The following is an 18,182-nucleotide window of genomic DNA, read 5'->3' as shown; positions in this document are numbered from 1 at the left end:
TCATGGACTATAAGCAGACCCTTAATCTTCCTAAAACCGAATTCCCCATGCAGGGGAAACTGCCGGAACGCGAACCCGCGACCCTGGTCCGCTGGCAGGAGCATGACCTCTACGGAGCGCTGCAAAAGGCGCGTGCCGAAAGTCCGGCGTTCATCCTGCATGATGGTCCACCCTACGCCAACGGCAATATTCATATCGGCCATGCGGTCAATAAAGTGCTCAAGGACATTATCAACAAGAGCAAGCTGAGCGAAGGTTTCCGGGTGCCGTATGTGCCGGGCTGGGACTGCCACGGGCTGCCTATTGAAATCCAGGTGGAAAAGGAACTGGGACGTCCCGGCGAAAAAGTCAGCGCCCAGGCCTTCCGCAATGCCTGCCGTGCTTATGCGGAAGGCCAGATTGCCGGGCAACGTCAGGACTTCGAGCGCCTCGGTATTATCGGGGATTGGGAGAAACCCTACCTGACCATGCACTTCACGGCCGAAGCTAACATCCTGCGGGAACTCGGTCGCCTGACGGTGAAGGGCCAGGTGGTACGCGGTGCCAAACCGGTACACTGGTGTGTGGACTGCGGCAGCGCCCTGGCGGAGGCGGAAGTGGAATATCAGGAGCGCAGCGATCCTTCTATCGACGTTGCCTTCGGCGTCGCCGACGCCGCCGATCTGCACCAACGCCTCGGTCTCGCTGAATCTGCAGAGGCCAGCGTGGTGATCTGGACAACCACGCCGTGGACCCTGCCCGCCAATCAAGCGGTCGCCCTGCATCCGGAATATACTTACGTATTGCTGCGCGCCGACGAGCGACACCTGATCCTCGCCGCGGATTTGGCAGAAAGCACCCTCGCCCGCTATGGCCACCCGGAAGCAGAAGTGCTGGCGGAGTTCGCCGGTGCGGTGCTGGAGGGTCTCCAGCTCAGGCATCCCTTCCTGGATCGCGAGGTGCCGGTCATTCTCGGTCAGCATGTCACCCTGGAGGCGGGTACCGGCTGCGTACATACTGCCCCCGCCCATGGCGTGGATGACTATGAAGCGGCCCGGCGCTATCACCTGCCCGTAGACAGCCCCTTACTCGGCAACGGCCGCTTCAAAGATGATCTGCCCCTGGGTCTGGGAGGTATCACCGTGCAGGAAGCCAATGAACGAGTGCCGACCCTGCTGCGCGAGCGCAACGCCCTGCTCCACTTTGAGAAAATCCGCCACAGTTATCCCCATTGCTGGCGCCACAAAACCCCCCTGCTCTTCCGCGCCACCCCCCAGTGGTTCATCAGCATGAGCGCCAACGGCCTGCGCGAGAAAGCTATCGACGCCATCGACGCCACCCGTTGGATTCCCGACTGGGGCAAAGAGCGCATTGCTGGCATGGTCAACCAGCGTCCAGACTGGTGCATCTCCCGGCAACGGGCCTGGGGCGTACCCGTCGCACTCTTCTCCTGTGCCCAGTGCGGCGAACCCCTGCGCGATGCCGACACTTTTGAGCGTATCGCCCAGGCGGTGGAAGCGGGCGGGGTCGATGCCTGGTTCAACCAGCCGGACAGCGATTTTCTGCCTGCAGATGCTCACTGCAGTAGCTGCGGCCATGCGCATTTTCATAAGGTCACGGACATTCTCGACGTTTGGTTCGACTCCGGCTCCACCCATGCCTTTGTACTGGAGCAACGCCCCGAACTACACAGTCCCGCAGACCTTTATCTGGAAGGTTCTGATCAACATCGCGGCTGGTTTCAGTCGTCCCTGCTGGAGTCCGTTGCCAGCCGCGGGCGGGCACCCTACAAAGCGGTGCTTACCCACGGCTTCACTGTCGACGGTGAAGGTCGGAAGATGAGCAAATCCGTGGGCAACGTCATAGCTCCGCAGGCGATCATCGACCGCTACGGCGCGGACATCCTGCGCCTCTGGGTGGCCTCGGAGGACTACCGCAGCGAGATCCCCATCTCCGACACCATCCTCAAGCAACTGGGCGACAGCTATCGGCGCATCCGTAATACGGCCCGCTATATGCTGGGCAACACCCACGACTTTAATCCGGCCACGGACGCTCTGCCCACGGCAGAGCTGCTGGAAATGGACCGCTGGATGCTGGCCCGTACCGCGCTCTTGCAGGAGGAAATTCGCGCGGCCTATAGCGAGTATCAATTCCTCCGTGTCCAGCAGCGTCTGCATCACTTCTGCTCAGTGGATCTCGGTGGGCTCTATCTGGATGTGCTCAAGGATCGTCTCTATACCACGCCCGCCGCCTCACGGGCGCGGCGCTCGGCGCAGACGGTACTCTGGCAGATGCTCGAAGCCATGGTGGTGTGGATGGCCCCCATCCTGAGCTTCACCGCTGAAGAAATCTGGCACGAGATGGGCGATCGCCCATCCCCCAGCGTGTTTTTTGCGCAATATCCGAAAATTACACCAGCTGTCGATAGTGAAGCACTGGATGTACGTTGGGAGCGGCTCAGTCGATTGCGGGATGCCGTCAATGCCACGCTGGAACCCCTGCGTCAGGAAAAAAAGATTGGCTCGGGTCTGGATGCAGAAATCGCCCTTTACGCCAACACCGACTGGCATGAGTTTCTCGTGCCAGTCGGTGAGGAACTGCGCTTTTTTCTGCTGAGTTCCGCGTGCGCCCTGCACCTCTATGGAGAGCGCCCGGAAGGATGCAGCGATATCATCCCCGGCATCGCCATTCAAGTCTGGCCCAGCGATGCCCAAAAGTGCGCGCGCTGCTGGCATCGTCGCCCGGACATGAGTCGTCATCCCGAGCATCCGAATATTTGCGACCGCTGTGTCGAAAATCTCGCCTTACCCGGCGAAACACGGGAGTTCTGCTGATGCTGCGTTATTTATGGTTATCGCTCGGGGTCATCCTGCTGGATCAAGGCGTCAAGCTCTGGCTGAGCCACGTCTGGCGGGTGGGACAAGGTATTATCATCATTCCTGGCCTGCTCAATTTCCGCCTGATCCACAATACCGGTGCCGCTTTCAGCTTCCTGGCGGGAGCTGGCGGCTGGCAACGCTGGCTGCTCATTGGCATCGCCCTGCTCGTGGTCGCGGTCATCGTCGCCATCCTGCGACGGCTCAAGCCCGGCGCTACCTGGACCGCCATATCCCTTGCACTGATTCTCGGCGGCGCAGTCGGCAACCTGATTGACCGCATCCGCCTGGGCTATGTGATCGATTTTATTGGCGCTCACTGGGGTAGCCTTTATTGGCCTTACTTCAACGTCGCCGACAGCGCCATTTCCATCGGTGCCGTGATACTGGTTCTGGACGCTTTCCGACGCCATTGATGCAAAACGGCTGCGGGACCTGGGGGCTTTTTGCAACGCCGATCAAAGGAGCAAAAAGCAGCCCTGTTATTGGACTAATCCCCACTGCGGCACCGCTGCGACGAAGCATTGTCGTTTAAATGTGACAAATTTTCCCCGGATGACCTATCGGAAAACACCTACCCCATAATTATAATGACTTATTTTTTTGGCACGACTATTGCTATTAGCTCTTATATTTATCAGAGCAAAGCAATGGAGACTAATATGGACAGCACCGCGAATCTTCTGGCCGCCTTACGCCGAGTACGCAGCTTCCCTAGCTACGCATCATTCATGGCAGGCCACGAGCGGCAACGCATCAAACGTGAGTTGCAAAAGCGCTTGCTGCGTCTGCGTCGGCAGCGTCAAAGCCATAACCTCACCCACTTTGTCGCGAAAAAGCAACAAGCGGCCACGGGTTTATTGCACGCCATTTTTCACTGATCGTCACCGAATGGGCTGCAGGTGCTTTTTCTTCTTGAGAAGCCAGTGTAGCTCCTCCATCCGGAGTACACCGGCATCAACGCCGGTGCACCATTCCTACCCGTGCCTGATCCCGTGGCTTAATGATAATTTCGTCAATATTCACATGCGCAGGTCGCGTTACCGCCCACAGAACGGCGTCAGCAATATCTGCAGCCACCAGAGGCTCCATGCCGGCATAGACGCTGGCGGCCCGCGCTGCGTCACCGGCGAAGCGTACGAGACTAAATTCCGTCTCCACCAGACCAGGATCAATCTCCGTCACCCGCAGAGGCTGACCCAGCCATTCCGCGCGCATCGTCTCCGTAAGCGCTTTTACGGCATGTTTACAAGCCGTATAACCACCACCACCGGCATAGGTTTCGTGGGCAGCGACACTACCGATGTTCACCACGTGACCGACCCCGGAAAAGGCTTTCAGCAGATGGGGATAGAGCGCTTTACTCATGCGCGCGAGGCCGAGAACATTGCTCTGCCACATTTCCTGCCAGTGGGCCTCATTCAAGTCCGCAAGGGATTCCAGCCCCAGCGCGCCACCCGCATTATTGACCAGCACATCGACCCCGGATGGTAGCTGAGCCGCAAATACAGCCACACTGGCTGCATCGGTTACGTCCAGAAAAATAGCTTCCCCTCCCAACTCGGTCGCCAGCGCCTGCAAACGCTCCAACCGCCGGGCACCAAGAATCACCCGGTATCCCTGTGCTGCCAGCGCGCGTGCCGCAGCTGCCCCGATGCCGGAAGAGGCACCGGTCACTACGGCGCAAAGACCCTGCGCACTCATACCCAGTCCTCCGGCTCGTTACCCGGTCGCCATTTGATACTGCAGCCAATGCTGGGCAGCACTTTAGCGGGTGGCTCGGCCCCCGCCAACACCGCCGCGACCGCCGCCGCCAAATCTTCACCCGTCACCGGCAGATCATTCTTGGGACGACTCGCATCAAACTGACCGTGATAAAACAGCGCGCCCACCGTATCAAAAAGAAATAGATCAGGCGTGCACACCGCATTAAAAGCCTTGGCTACACTTTGCTCCCCATCAAACAGATAAGGGAAGAAATACCCGGCGCGCCGGGCCTCTGCAGGCATTTTTTCCGAAGCATCGTCGGGATAATTTACGGCATCATTGCTGTTGATACCCACCACCTGCACGCCCTGCTGCTGCCATTGCGTCGTCAACTCGCCTAAACGCTTGCTGATATGGATTACATAGGGACAGTGATTACAGATGAAAAGCACCAGCAAGGGCTTGCCCTGCGCCTGCGTGCTGCACCATTGTCCTGTCTGGCCCCCGATGGGCAGGCAGAATTCGGGCATTGCCCCACCAACCGGCAAATCTTTTGCAGTCATGGCCATATTGGATCTCCTTTCAAATCATCACGATGGATAGGAATAAAACAAAGTGTTCTTTCCGGCTGCCCGCATCAGACCGGTGCCGGCTCTTGTCTTCCAGGAACGGGATGAACAACGGTCTCCAGCTGCCAATGCCCATCGCCTTGCAGACGCAAACAATACTGATGATGCCGCAACAGGCTGGAGCGGTGGCCCACGCTGATGATGGCGGTTTCTGGCAGCGCCTCAACGAGCATATGGTAGAGCGCATCCTCTGCTGGTTCATCCAGTGCGGAACTGGCTTCGTCCAAAAACACCCATTGGGGCTTCTGTAACAGAATGCGGGCAAAGGCCAAACGCTGCTGTTCACCCAAAGACAATACGTGGGACCACAAACGGGCATCTTCCAACTTGTCGGCCAGTGCATCCATACCGACCAGATGGAGCACTTGTTGCAGCTGGGCATCGCTGATCCCTGGCACCCCGAAGGGATACACCAGCACATCACGCAAAGTACCCAAGGGCAGATAGGGTTTCTGCGGCAGGAAGAGAGGACGGTCGCCCTGGGGCATTTGCACGACCCCTTCGCCAAAGGGCCAAATACCCGCCAAAGCACGTACCAGCGTGCTTTTCCCACCACCGGATGGGCCCATGATCAGCAAACGCTCCCCACGCTGCACATCCATATCCAAATGATGAATCAATTCCCGGCCATCGGGCAGGCGCACGTTGAGATCTTTCACGAGCAGTCGCGGACCATCCTTGCGCTCAATCTGGTAATGGGTTTCACGGATGACCCGTACCTCATCCATAGACCGCTCAAAAAACCGCAAACGATCGACCACCGCATGCCAGTTGGCGAGGCTGCCGTAACTGCTGACGATGAAGGACAACGCGCCTTGCACCTGACCAAAAGCCGCAGCAATCTGCTGTAACCCGCCGATACCAATCGCCCTATTCACAAAATAGGCGGGCAAACTCACCAGGATTGGAAAAATAATGGCGACCTGACCATACCCCGATACCCACCAGTTCAGGCGCATGGACCGCCAGATAATCCGCCAATAGTTAGCATATACATTGGCAAATCGCTGTAAGAAATGATGCCGTTCCTCGGCCTCGCCGCCATACAGCGCGACACTCTCACTGTTTTCACGCAAGCGCATCATGCTGAAACGAAAATCTGCCTGAAAGCGCTCCTGGTTGAAGTTCAGATTGATGAGTGGTCGTCCGATAAGCGCGGCCAGAATGGTGCCGAAGATGGAATAAATGAGCGCTGCCCAGACCAGATAGCCCGGAATGGTGTAAAGACTGCCCTGCCAGGGAATGGTAATCATGGCCGACAAGTTCCAGAGCATGAACACAAAGGCGGCGAGGGTCGTGACCGAGCTGAGCAGGCCTATCACAATATTCAGCGTCTGCCCGGTGAAACTGGCCAGATCCTCGCTGATACGCTGATCCGGGTTGTCGGTGCCGTCACCCAGTACCTGCATGTGATAGAAGGTACTTTTGGCCAGCCAGGCATCCAGGTAATGCTTCGTCAGCCAACGCCGCCAGCGGATCTCCAGCATCTGGGTAAAGAAGGTCTGGGAAACCGCGGCGACAATATATACTGTGGCCAATCCGAGAAAAATCAGCATCTGGTGCCAGGCGGCATTCACCGCAAAGCGCTGCAGGGCATTCCAAAACACCGCATACCATTCGGTAATACGATAGGAAATAAAGACCATGAACAGGTTGAGCAGGATAATGAAGGCAAACACCCCGCGTGCCACCCAGCGCTCCTCAGAGTACCACCAATAGGGTTTGGTCATCCGCCATAGGTCACGGAAAAATGCGCCGTTAAACTGCTTCATGCACAACCTCTGAAGAATACCGATTCAACATCCACGCATACGCTCCTCATCCGCCGCGATCACGTCGGCGCAAATTTTGCTAGTCTTAGGGTGATTATCACAACCCGTAAAACTCAGGAGGATAGCATGGCTCAAGCCAAAAACCATTCCCGCCGCCACTTCATGGGAGGTCTCGCCGCCGCGGCCGGGGTCGGTGCACTGGCCGTCGCCGGTCAGAGCAAGGCCGGGGGAATGATGGAGCCCAGCAAGAACAAAGTGGTCTATCAACTCAACAAATCTGATGCCGCCTATATTTTAGATATTCTGCACAGCGCGGCAACGGTCCTGCAGCATTTCAATAACGACGCAGACATCGTCATTGACTGTTTCGGACCCGGTATCTGGCTGCTGGTCAAAACGGAAAAGAACCATCACCACTACGAGAAATTCATTATGGAACAGGTACAAAGCCTGTCCATGTATGGCGTGGTCTTTAATGCTTGCGAGCAAACCTTGAAGACCGTCGAAATAGACAAGGCCAGCCTGATTCCTGAGGCAAAGCCGGTGTTCAGCGGCGCGGTGGACCTTATCATCCTGCAACAGAAGGGTTACGCCTATATCTCCTGGTAAGCGTCGCAAAATGCCTGGCGGCGGCGACGATGCTGCAGGGCGGGCAGATTACTGCGACAGCGCCGCAAAAATTCCATGTCAACCTGGGCCAGAGCGACCCCTTCGCCCTGGTCCAGGCGGGCCAGCACCTGGCCCCAGGGATCAATAATCATACTACCGCCGAAGGTCTGACGGCCGTTCTGGTGCAAACCACCCTGATCAGCAGCAAGCACGTAGGCCTGGTTCTCGATAGCACGCGCCCGCAGCAGACACTCCCAGTGCGCGGCACCCGTCTGCTGGGTAAAGGCGCTGGGGACAACTAGTAATTCAGCCCCAGCGTAACTGCGGTACAACTCCGGGAAACGCAGGTCATAACAGACAGAGAGGCCAAGCTGACCCCAGGGCGTAGTCACGGCCACTGGGGTGCTGCCGGGAGCAACAGTACGGGATTCGCGGTAACTTTCGCCGCCCGCCAGATCGACGTCGAAGAGATGTATTTTGTCATAACGCGCCTGGCATTGGCCGGCGGGGTCGAAAACCAGGCAGGCGGCATAGCAGCGTCCGTCGGGGGCGGCCAAAGGGATGCTACCCCCGACCAGCCACAGACTCAAACGCTGCGCCTGCGCTGCCAACCAGGACTGGATCGGGCCATCGCCACCCATTTCCATAATGGCCAGTTTGGCCTTTTCGTCGCGCCCCATGAGCGCAAAATTTTCGGGCAAGAGCACCAGTTGCGCCCCCCCCATAGCCGCCTGCGCCAGCAGAGACTCGGCATGGGCGAGGTTATCCGCCAGCAGCTCCGAAGACACCATCTGCACCACAGCAACCTGGACTTTCATGGTCTTCCCTCTCCGGCCTTGGCCGGTGCATGGACCTGACGCACCACCGGATGCTTCCAGGGCCCGTCTACCTGATACCGCCATTCTAGCACCTTGCCTGATTTCCCGAAGAGGGCGGGACCGAGAATCGGAAAATGTCCGAGGAGCAGGTCAAAACTCTGCAAGGGATAGACCTGCAACCCCATACTCATGCTTCGGTGCGATAAATCGATATCACCACTCCCTTGCATATCGAGCGCGCTGGACTCAAGGCGTAGATTGCGGGTATGGGCGACACCATCCTGCACCTGGAAGTCGGCAAACAGCTTGGAAAAGAACAAGCCGCTGCCGAAGAGCGGGCGATAATCAAAGGTGAGAACGTCCTGAAATAACGTCGTAGGATTCAGGAAGATAAGCCAGGAAATATCCGTACCCAGTTTTCCGAGACGACCATTCCACAGCTTTGATTGTATGTTTCCGCGGAGATGCGCCGCGGAGAAATCCCAGGGTGCGCCTGGCCAGGACAGTTTTCCTGCATAATCAGCACGGCCATAGTCCAGGGTCTCCATACCGATATCCTGCAGAATAGGTGCAATATTGTTGCTGCGGACATTTCCCTGAAAGGTCGACTGACCAACTCCGGCGCCCTGCCATGATCCTTTAAAATCCCATTGACTGCCTGCCCAGACGCCTTTGAGCATAGCGATATTCCAGCCGCTCGCCGATCGCCCGGCATCCAGCAGTACGTCATGCACCTTGTGGCCCCGCCAATCGAGTTGCGCGATATGGGTATGCACTGTCAGCGGGCTACCCGCGGCTCCCTGCAGTGTTTGCGAAAGGACGGTGGCAGAGGACCCCGCAGATATCGGTGCCGCGATGTTTAATTTCTGGATGTCCAGATGCAATTCGGCAGGAACCATGGGCTGCAGCGCGGGCGCATACTGTAAGATGCCGGCTAACTGGGGGCTGGCGCATTGCAGATAGAGCTTCTCCGCCGCCACTTGGCCGCGCATCTGCACATCCGGCCAATCCTGTTCCAGAAAACGCAGGTGCTGCCAATGCAGGTCAAAGCGGATTTCCGGCCATGTCCCGCGGCCTGCTTCACCTCTCAGCATGCTCAGCCATGGTCCTACGGAGAGGCTATCGCCACGGCCCCGAAGGGAAAACCCATTACTGGGCAGTGGCGGAGGGATTTCTCCACCCAAACGGGCGGCGCCCGCCTTCCATCGCCAACCGGATTTCTCCCGTTGCCAAGCCAGGACGGCAGACCCCATGGGTAGCTTGAAATTGACTTGCAGACGGTGAGCCACATTGCCATGACCTTGCACGGTCAGGCTGCCACCCTTGCCTGATGCCCAATTCAAAGGCGCCGGTAAAGCGCTACGACTTTGGCGCAGGTCGGCATCGCCCTTAAAATGCAGTTTGTTGTTCAACAGCGTACCGCTACCCTGATACGGGACGGCGCCACTGAAAGCCGTGCGCCAGCGCTCCGGCATCGGCAGATCAGCCGCCTGGAGCGCACCCTGCAGCGAAAAATGCAGGCGCGGCGCGGTCGCCAGTTGACTGGCCTGCAGGCTCGCCTGCACGGGACCACCGGCAAAAACGCCTTTCAGCCCGCCAATCTGAATCTTGTCCCGCTGAAAATAAATCGGCCCCTGTATACCGGTAGCCTGCCAGCCGCCCCATCCGGCTCCCGCGTGACGGAGATCGATCCGGCCATCCACCTGGCTCTTCTCAGCCCCGAAAGGGACGCTGAGGGCTAATTGTAATTGTCCCTGCCCGGTCAGACGCAGGGGCATGTTCGCCACGGCCTTGCCCTCCAGTATGGGTGTTTCCCGCAAAAAGGGCAGCAATTTATCCAGCGGGATCGGCGTCTTCAAGGTTACCTGCAGCGGCGAGGTATGCGCTGCGAAAAGATGGTTGAGATCGATGCTGGCGGAAGCAACTGGCATCCCGAAAATGTCACCCTGATGGCTCTGGACGGAAAGGTGGTCTCCCACCCAGAGGAGTTGCGCGTTTACTTGCGTCGCTATTGGCCAGTGCGGGGCATAATGCAGGGTCAGATGGCGAAAATTCGCTCGCAGCGAAAAATGCCCGCCCGGTGCCTGACGGGGCAGGTGATTCCATGGTCCCCGCCACTGCAGATCAGCATGCTGCAAGGATCCCGCCTGAAATGCCTGCAGCAGCCAGTGGCGCAGGGCAGGGCTAATACCGCTCTGCGGTACGAAATCCGCCATCGCCGTCGCGGGCATATCGTCAAGCTGAGCCTTCAGGCGCAATTGCTGGCCCTGCACCACAAGGCTGGCGTGCAGGTGACCGGGACCCTTAAACGCGATCGGATTGGCCTGAATCGTCCAGTCTGCACCTGTTTTCCGGGCGGCAATCTGTGCCGAAACTTCCTGCAAGTGCAGCGGCGCCGCAAAGCGCTGCGGCCAGTCCAGGGCAAGTTGCGGACTAAGCATATGAAATTTCATGGCTTCCGGGTGAAGGACGAGATCGCCGCTAAGGCCCTGTACACCGAACCAGTATCCATGGGGCGGAACACCAATGCCATGCAGTACGGCCTGAAGCTCCCAAGTGACGGGCTGATGTCCGACGCTGTGTGAGTGGAAGTGCAAATCGCGCAGGCTGCCTTGCCACCGTTGCTGCGGTATCCAACGGAGTTGCGCGGGGAGGGCCATCTCCGGCACGTTCCGGAGGAGTGCAGCGGGAAGCAGTGGCGTTTCCACCTGCCATTGCAGGCGATGGCGCCAGTTGAGCCCCAAGCGCACTGCCAGCGGTTGTGCGGCAAGCCCTGTCAAATCAGCAAGCTGCAATGTCCCGGTAGAACCCGTTCCAACCCAGCCCAGATGACCATGGATTTGTGCCCACTGCTTACCGTCCACCCCGGCGTCGTGCACGGCAAATTGCCCGGTAGCGGTGCGCGGCAAGCCATAACGCCATTGCAGGCGCCCGCTGCTGCTCACGTTTCCGCTCAACAACGGCAGGCGCGGATCCGCGAGATGAAGCCATGGCAGCGGCAACGATTGCAACACCCAATTACCGCTGCCAGAGGAACGCTCCGGACGGGTAAAAACGCCACGCGCCGCTCCTGAGTAGCGCAACAAACCTTGCGGTGACCAGCGCACCTGCACCTGCATCTGTGGACGCAGACCACCACTGCTCTGCCACCGTACCTGCAGAGAAATGGGAGCGGCCTGCAACTGAGGGCGCCATTGTAGAGTCAGGTGCTGAATATCCACATGGGCCCAGTCCAGATCCAGTGGCAAAGGCGACCCGCCATGTCCCAGCGGCTGTCCAGCCACCTGCCAGGCACCGTCGGCTGCCTGAACGACGGACACTTCGCCGTCCGTAACGCGGAAATCCTGAGCGACCAGATCCCCCCAGAGCAGGGGCAGGGCAAAAAGGCGCAGATGCACCCCGTGCAGCGCCAGTTCCGGCTGTGCAGACGGGCCCACCCGCAACGTGGCCAATTCCAGCGACGGTCCCCAGTTCCAGCTCAAGCGCATCCCGCGCACCTGCACCGGAGCGCCCCAAGCCCGCGACAGGTATTGAGAAACATAGGGACGCAATGACTCCAGATGAGGCATCAGCAGGAGATAAAAAACCACCGCCAGCAACACCAGCACAGTCGGCACGATGGCCAGCAGCCAACCGCCCACCCGGCGGGCACCAACCAAGGTCAGGCGCAAACGCGGCAAGGCATGCCTCTCCTGAAAGCCCGCAACATCAGCCAACCCGTCCGGTCAACGCCGGTAAACGCTGTGAGATAATGAATGTGCCCCCTGCTACGATTCTCTTGGCGGATCGCGTTACCATATAGCATCGCGTAACGCGCCAACGGTAACCGCACAAAATCCTAGCACAAGAAGCACCACAGAGCCCCATGCGGACCCCAAAACAGGGATAAGTTACACTGCCCATACACACGATGCGGAACATCACCGGAAGGAGCATGCATGGCGGCACCTGAGTTACCCGAGGAGATCATCCACGCCATTAACCTGTTACCCCTGGAAACGGAGGCAATCACCGGACCACTCGAAACCACCTGGGCTGCCCTCTCTACTGAGGAACAGGCCGAGCTCCGTCGCCTTGGACCCGCCTTTGCCGCACACTGGGCACATATCGCTTGTGTCAGCCTCTTTGCGCGCCGACTCCTCCTCCGCCATCCCCACTGGTTGCTGCGTCTTGCACGCGGCGGGCACAGCGACCTTGCCGCCACCCATGGACTCAGCAGCGACGCCTTCCTTGCCGATCTGCGCCAGTACCGCAATGCCCGTATGGTAGAAATCATCTGGCTGGATCGTCAGCCCGGCGAACATTATTCAGAAACGGTAGCCGCCCTCAGCGCGCTGGCCGAAATCTGCCTGCAACAGGCTTATGCTTATGGCGTAGAGATGCTACACCAGCGCCATGGCATCCCCCGCAACAACGACGGTCAGGAAGTGCCTTTCACCATCCTCGGCATGGGCAAGCTGGGCGGGCGCGAACTCAACCTCTCCTCCGACATCGACCTCATCTTCTGCTACGGCGAGGATGGCGAGACGGATGGTCCCATCCCCCTCGACAACAGCACATACTTCCAACGCCTCGGGCGCTGGCTGATTCAGGCCCTCGATCAGCGGACGGCGGACGGCTTCTGCTTCCGCGTCGACATGCGCCTGCGCCCTTTCGGTGATGCCGCCCCCCTCTCCATCTCCGCCGCAGCCATGGAGCAATACTATCAGGTGCATGGCCGCGGCTGGGAGCGCTACGCCTTTATCAAGGCGCGCCCCGTCGCGGGTGACCTCGCCTTTGGCCAAAGTCTCCTCCACACCCTGCGCCCTTTTGTCTATCGCCGCTACCTGGACTACACCGCCCTCACTGGCCTGCGGGAAGTCAAAGCCCTCATGGATGCGGAACAAGGTGGCAGCAGCAACGACATCAAAAAGGGCCAAGGCGGTATCCGTGAAATCGAGTTTGTCTGTCAATCCCTGCAAATTATCCATGGTGGCCGCCAACCCGCCCTGCGCAGCACCAACACCCTGGACACCCTCGCCGCCATCGCCCATGCTGAACTCCTGCCCGCAGACGATACCGACCGGCTGCGCCGCGCTTATCTTTTTTTGCGCAATACTGAACACTGTCTGCAAATGGTCGATGATCAGCAGACCCAGCAATTACCGCGCTCGGAACCGGAATGGCAACGCCTGGCCTGTAGCATGGGTTTCCCGGACGTCATGACCATGCGCGACACCCTGGACACCTTTCGCCAGGAGAACCACGCCATCTTTCAACGCACCCTGACCTCCGGGGAGGATGATCGCCAGGGTAAAAACAGCAACGGAGAGAAACTCTGGCAACGCGCTCAGACCGCTGCGCTGGAAACCGCTCCCAGCGACCTGCTCCAGGTCCTGCGTTTCACGGCGCCGGAAGCCATATGGACGCGCCTCTGGCGCTTCGCCCACAGCCGCGATGTGGCCAGCCGCCTCTCTACAGAAGGACGCCAACGCCTCAACCGTCTGCTTCCCCTGGCCCTCGATCTGGGCAGCGCCCAACCAGACACCGACGCTTGGTTACAGCGCTTCCTCACCCTCATTGAGGCCATTCTGGGGCATGCCAACTACCTCGCCCTGCTTGCGGAGAATCCGCCGTACCTCATGCGCATCGCGGAGTTACTGCACAGCCCCTGGCTGGCACAGGAACTGGCACGCTTCCCCATCCTGCTGGATGACGTACTCAGCGACACGGTCATCAGCCCCGAGCATTGGCCGCAGGCCCTCGCTGCACAGTTACAGATCGCTGAAGATATGGAAGAACGGATGGATGCCCTGCGGCGCTTCAAAAATGCCGAAGTCCTGCGTCTCGCCGCCGCCTTCTGGACGAACCAGCTGCCCGTGGAAACCCTGCTCCCCCAACTCAGTGATCTCGCCCAGCTTACCCTGCAAACCGCATTGGCTTGGGCCGAAGCGGAAATGCAGCGCCGCCACGGCAGCGTGCGGACCGGCAACGGCCAAGTGGCCCCCTTCATCGTTATCGCCCTCGGCAAACTGGGCGGTCGGGAAATGGGCTTTGCCTCCGATCTCGACCTGGTCTACCTCTATGACGCAGCCCTCGACACCGAAAGCGACGGTGCCCTGCCCCTCCCTGCCCCTACCTGGTTTGCCCGTCTCGGACAACGGCTTATTCACATCCTCAGCACCCTCACCCGTGCCGGGCTGCTCTACCAGATCGACATGCGCCTGCGCCCGAGTGGGCAATCCGGGCCGCTGGTCACGACGTTGGAGGCCTTCAGCCGCTATCAGCACGAATCCGCCTGGACTTGGGAACATCAAGCCCTCACCCGTGCCCGCTGGGTCGCCGGGGATGGGGAACTCGGTGCCCGTTTTACCAGCCTGCGTGCAGAAATCCTCGGCCGGCCGCGCCAGCCCGAGCAGTTAGTGGAAGACGTCCGCAACATGCGGCAACGCATTTATCAGAGCAAGCCCTTCGCCCGGGATGGCTTTCATCTGAAACTAAGTCCCGGGGGCCTCACAGATATCGAGTTTCTCGTACAATTTGCTATGCTAGGGGCCTGCTCCCAGCAGCCGACCCTGTGTCAGGATACCGGAACCGCCGCAGGGATAGCCGCACTGACCCGTGCGGACATCTGGAGCGCAGAACAGGGCGCCGTCCTCGGGCAAGCCTGGCGACTGTACCGCCAGGAAGAAAACCGGCGCTGGCTGAACTTGCAGGGCAACGAAATCCGCACTGCAGCGATTCCCGATTGGGATGCGCTACAAGCCGCAGCGCATGGGGTGCGGGAGATTTGGCAGGAACTCATTGGCAGTTATAGCGATTAAGGAGATGTGACGATGTCCATGGCGGAACGCGACGGTTTTATCTGGTTTGACGGCAAAATGGTCCCCTGGCGGGAGGCCACCGTGCATGGCCTCACCCACAGCCTACATTACGGCATGGGCTGTTTTGAGGGCGAACGTGCCTATGCCACCCCCCAGGGCGCCGCCATTTTTCGCCTGCCGGAGCACACCAAACGCCTCTTCAACAGCGCCAAGATTTTGCAGATGGAGGTCCCCTTCACGCAAGACCAGATCAACGATGCCACCAAAGAAGTCATCCGCGCTAATAAGCTGGAGTCCGCTTATATCCGCCCTCTGTTCTTCTACGGTGCTGAAGGTATGGGCTTGTCCGCCAAGGGACTCAAGGTCCATGCACTCATTGCCGCCTGGAGCTGGGGCAGCTATTTGGGCCAGGAAGCGCTGGAAAAAGGGATCCGCGTCAAGGTGAGTTCCTTCAGCCGTCACCACGTCAACGTGCACCTGTGCAAGGCCAAGGCCACCGGCAACTACATGAACTCCATGCTGGCCCAGCGCGAGGCTTCATCCTGCGGCTACGATGAAGCCCTGCTGCTGGATCGTGAAGGCTATGTCGCAGAAGGTTCCGGCGAAAATATCTTTATGATCCGCGACGGCATTCTTTACACGCCGACACTGACCAGCGCCCTGGAGGGTATCACCCGCGACACCATCCTGCGCTTCGCCCGCGATGCCGGCATCCCCATCGTCGAGAAGCAACTGACCCGCGACGAGTTCTATATTGCCGACGAAGCCTTCTTCACCGGCACCGCGGCGGAAGTCACCCCCATCCGCGAGATTGATGGCCGGGTCATCGGCGAAGGGTATCGTGGTCCGGCCACCGAAATGCTGCAAAGCCGCTACTTCGACACCGTAGCCGGGCGCCGTGAGGACCATCCGGAATGGCTGCATCACGTTGGCTGACCCCATGACCCAACCCATCAAGTGCTGTGACCAGAGTTATACCGAGGTGGAAGCCAAAGACCTCCCCCTCTACTGCCCCATGCCCAGCATGAGTCGCTGGAACGGGCACCCCCGGGTCTTTCTCAAGATCGAAGAGAGCGGAGAAGTCCGCTGCCCGTATTGCGGGACACTTTATGTGCTCAAGGGCGGGCCCGTAAAGAAGGCGGCGGGGCACTGAAAAGCATCAGCATGACTACGCTAAGATTTCGGCAGCCACTGCAAAAACGCCGCTGAGCCTAAATACCCTTCCTGCTGCGCGGCTATCTTGCCGTCAGCGCCTACGGCGATGAAGGCGGGGGGGCCTACCAGATTGTGACGTTTCAGGAGGGCGCGGCTGGCGGCGTCATCCTTTGTCACATCCACGCGGATCAGTACCCGTCCCTGTAAAGCGGCCCGCACCTGCGGATCGGCGAAAGTGACTTTATCCATACGCACGCATTCCACGCACCAGCTTGCCCAGTAATCCACCAGTACCGGTTTGCCGTTAGCTTGCGCCAGCGCATGCTGCAAAGCCTCCGGAGTTTTTACCACGCTAAAGTGCAGCGCATCCGGCCGAGTTTCCTGATGCGCCGGTCCTGCCGTGTAAGGTGTCAGCGGTCGTAACGGATCACTGGCCCCACTCAGTGCCCCCAAGCCCATAACCAAACCATAGGCCAGCAATAAGACGCCGACACCTTTCCAGAAACGGCGCCAGCCCGAAACACCCGCCGCCATCACGTCCAGCGCGCCGAGATACATGGCGCTGACCACCGCCAGCGCTGCCCACAAGGCCAGACTCACCGGCCCCGGCAGAACCCGAGCCAGCAGCCAGATAGCGACGCCCAACATCAGTACGCCAAAAACCGCTTTGACGGCATCCATCCAAGCACCAGCACGCGGCAACAAATGACCAGCGGAAGTGCCGATGATCAGTAAGGGCACCCCCATCCCCAAACTGAGAACGAAGAGCGATAACCCGCCAAGAAAAACATTCCCCGTCTGCGAAATAAAGAGCAACCCGCCCGCGAGGGGTGCCGCCACGCAGGGTCCGACAATCAGCGCTGACAGGGCCCCCATGACAAAGGTACTGAACAGATGCCCGCCCCGTCCCATGCCCGCCAGGCGCGTCTGGATACTGCTCGGCATTTGCAGTTCGTAAAAATCAAACATGGACAGCGCCAGCAACACGAAAATAAATGCAAAAACCCCCAGCACCCAAGGGCTCTGAAAGGCCGCCTGCATATAGGCCCCAGTCACCGCCGCGAGCACTCCGGCAATCGTATAAGTCAGTGACATCCCCAGCACATAGGCAATGGAAAGCGCAAAGGCACGTGACCGTTGCTGGCCGCGCCCTGCCTCCTGCCCGATAATCAGCGCCGAGAGAATAGGGATCATGGGGAAAATACAGGGTGTGAACGCCAGACCCAGTCCGGAGAGAAAAAAGAGCCCCAACGTCAGCCAGAAACGATTCTGCAAAGCCCCCGCAAGGGTCCCGGCATTACTCGTCGGGCTGAGCGCAGCAGCTGTGGTCACCACCTTCGGTGACTGCACAACGGGCGCCACCGGAGATGCCATAGCCTGCTGAGGCAAAGCCAGCCTGATCGTCTTGGCCTGCTCAGGGTAACAAACGCCGGCATTGGCACAGCCCTGATAGGTGGCTTTTAGTTCAATGAAAGCAGGGGCTGTTCCTTGAATGGTGAAAGGCACCGTGAGGGTATTTTGGCCTTCCAGCACCCGTACTTTGCCAAAGGCCGGGTCGTTCAGCATCATCCCTGTGGGCAGGGTGTAGTGGCCGAGGATAATACTGTCTGGCGTCACGGAGAATTTTATCCGGTCGCGGTACAGGTGGTACCCCGGCGCCACATTCCAGCGCAGTTGCAACTGGTCGTGGCCGCGCAGACTCGCTTCAAAGCGAAAGGCCTGGTCCGGCGCCAAGAACGGGGCAGCTTGGGTTAACGGCAGCCAGAACAGCAGCAGGAAAGCGAAAATGGCACTCCACATCGATACGTTCCTGGCCCGAATGGTCCTACTC

General features: G+C 59.2%; 13 protein-coding genes. 7 read left to right on the top strand and 6 right to left on the bottom strand.

Translation table 11 applies throughout. The annotated features are described in order from the left end of the window. The first annotated feature begins 2 nt into the window (after positions 1–2). The 3 genes from ileS to H2515_RS04675 all read left to right on the top strand — a co-directional run bounded on the left by ileS (position 3) and on the right by H2515_RS04675 (position 3,739). Positions 3–2,816 carry an isoleucine--tRNA ligase gene (ileS, locus tag H2515_RS04685; protein ID WP_198661005.1) on the top strand — a complete coding sequence of 938 codons (2,814 nt, stop codon included), beginning with the start codon at positions 3–5 and terminating at the stop codon, positions 2,814–2,816. Beyond that, positions 2,816–3,274 (top strand): signal peptidase II, encoded by a 459-nt coding sequence (gene lspA / locus H2515_RS04680; protein ID WP_065413019.1) that lies wholly within the window; start codon positions 2,816–2,818, stop codon positions 3,272–3,274. The genes ileS and lspA overlap by 1 nt, the downstream gene beginning before the upstream one ends. 246 nt (positions 3,275–3,520) lie before the next feature. Then, complete coding sequence (locus tag H2515_RS04675) at positions 3,521–3,739, top strand: hypothetical protein (protein WP_014029631.1); 219 nt, start codon at positions 3,521–3,523, stop codon at positions 3,737–3,739. Between the two features lie 76 nt (positions 3,740–3,815). Here the strand turns inward: H2515_RS04675 and H2515_RS04670 are convergent, their stop codons facing one another. The 3 genes from H2515_RS04670 to H2515_RS04660 all read right to left on the bottom strand — a co-directional run bounded on the left by H2515_RS04670 (position 3,816) and on the right by H2515_RS04660 (position 6,966). Next, entirely contained in the window at positions 3,816–4,562 is a 747-nt protein-coding gene (locus tag H2515_RS04670) for an SDR family NAD(P)-dependent oxidoreductase (protein ID WP_035195102.1), read from the bottom strand. Continuing rightward, positions 4,559–5,134, bottom strand: a complete 576-nt coding sequence (locus H2515_RS04665; RefSeq protein WP_065413020.1) for a thioredoxin family protein — start codon at positions 5,132–5,134, stop codon at positions 4,559–4,561. Before H2515_RS04665 ends, H2515_RS04670 begins: the two co-directional genes overlap by 4 nt. A 68-nt stretch (positions 5,135–5,202) precedes the next feature. Next, entirely contained in the window at positions 5,203–6,966 is a 1,764-nt protein-coding gene (locus H2515_RS04660) for an ABC transporter ATP-binding protein/permease (RefSeq protein WP_035195106.1), read from the bottom strand. Positions 6,967–7,092: 126 nt separating this feature from the next. On the opposite strand from H2515_RS04660, the gene H2515_RS04655 reads away from it, so the two are divergent. Beyond that, positions 7,093–7,575: a DsrE family protein gene (locus H2515_RS04655; RefSeq protein WP_198661004.1), complete on the top strand. Its 483-nt coding sequence runs from the start codon at positions 7,093–7,095 to the stop codon at positions 7,573–7,575. On the opposite strand, the gene H2515_RS04650 is transcribed toward H2515_RS04655, so the two are convergent. Both H2515_RS04650 and H2515_RS04645 read right to left on the bottom strand, forming a co-directional pair. Next, positions 7,560–8,393, bottom strand: a complete 834-nt coding sequence (locus H2515_RS04650) for a carbon-nitrogen hydrolase family protein (protein WP_065413023.1) — start codon at positions 8,391–8,393, stop codon at positions 7,560–7,562. The two genes, H2515_RS04655 and H2515_RS04650, sit on opposite strands and share 16 nt — an antisense overlap. Then, entirely contained in the window at positions 8,390–12,073 is a 3,684-nt protein-coding gene (locus tag H2515_RS04645) for a YhdP family phospholipid transporter (protein WP_198661003.1), read from the bottom strand. The genes H2515_RS04650 and H2515_RS04645 overlap by 4 nt, the downstream gene beginning before the upstream one ends. Positions 12,074–12,331: 258 nt before the next feature. Here H2515_RS04645 and glnE point away from each other — a divergent pair, with 258 nt between their 5' ends. From glnE to H2515_RS04630, 3 genes are read left to right on the top strand one after another with little or no spacing between them, the layout of a single operon-like run. After that, positions 12,332–15,196, top strand: coding sequence for a bifunctional [glutamate--ammonia ligase]-adenylyl-L-tyrosine phosphorylase/[glutamate--ammonia-ligase] adenylyltransferase (gene glnE, locus H2515_RS04640; RefSeq protein WP_198661002.1), 2,865 nt, complete (start codon positions 12,332–12,334; stop codon positions 15,194–15,196). Positions 15,197–15,208: 12 nt separating this feature from the next. Next, positions 15,209–16,132: a branched-chain amino acid transaminase gene (locus tag H2515_RS04635; protein WP_198661001.1), complete on the top strand. Its 924-nt coding sequence runs from the start codon at positions 15,209–15,211 to the stop codon at positions 16,130–16,132. A gap of 4 nt (positions 16,133–16,136) precedes the next feature. Next, positions 16,137–16,349: a zinc-finger domain-containing protein gene (locus H2515_RS04630; RefSeq protein ID WP_014029640.1), complete on the top strand. Its 213-nt coding sequence runs from the start codon at positions 16,137–16,139 to the stop codon at positions 16,347–16,349. Between the two features lie 20 nt (positions 16,350–16,369). Here the strand turns inward: H2515_RS04630 and dsbD are convergent, their stop codons facing one another. After that, positions 16,370–18,151, bottom strand: a complete 1,782-nt coding sequence (gene dsbD / locus H2515_RS04625; RefSeq protein WP_232821548.1) for a protein-disulfide reductase DsbD — start codon at positions 18,149–18,151, stop codon at positions 16,370–16,372. Positions 18,152–18,182 lie beyond the last annotated feature (31 nt).

Source organism: Acidithiobacillus ferrivorans, assembly GCF_016250455.1.
Classification (GTDB): domain Bacteria; phylum Pseudomonadota; class Gammaproteobacteria; order Acidithiobacillales; family Acidithiobacillaceae; genus Acidithiobacillus; species Acidithiobacillus ferrivorans.
This window is presented reverse-complemented; position numbering and strand designations above follow the sequence as displayed.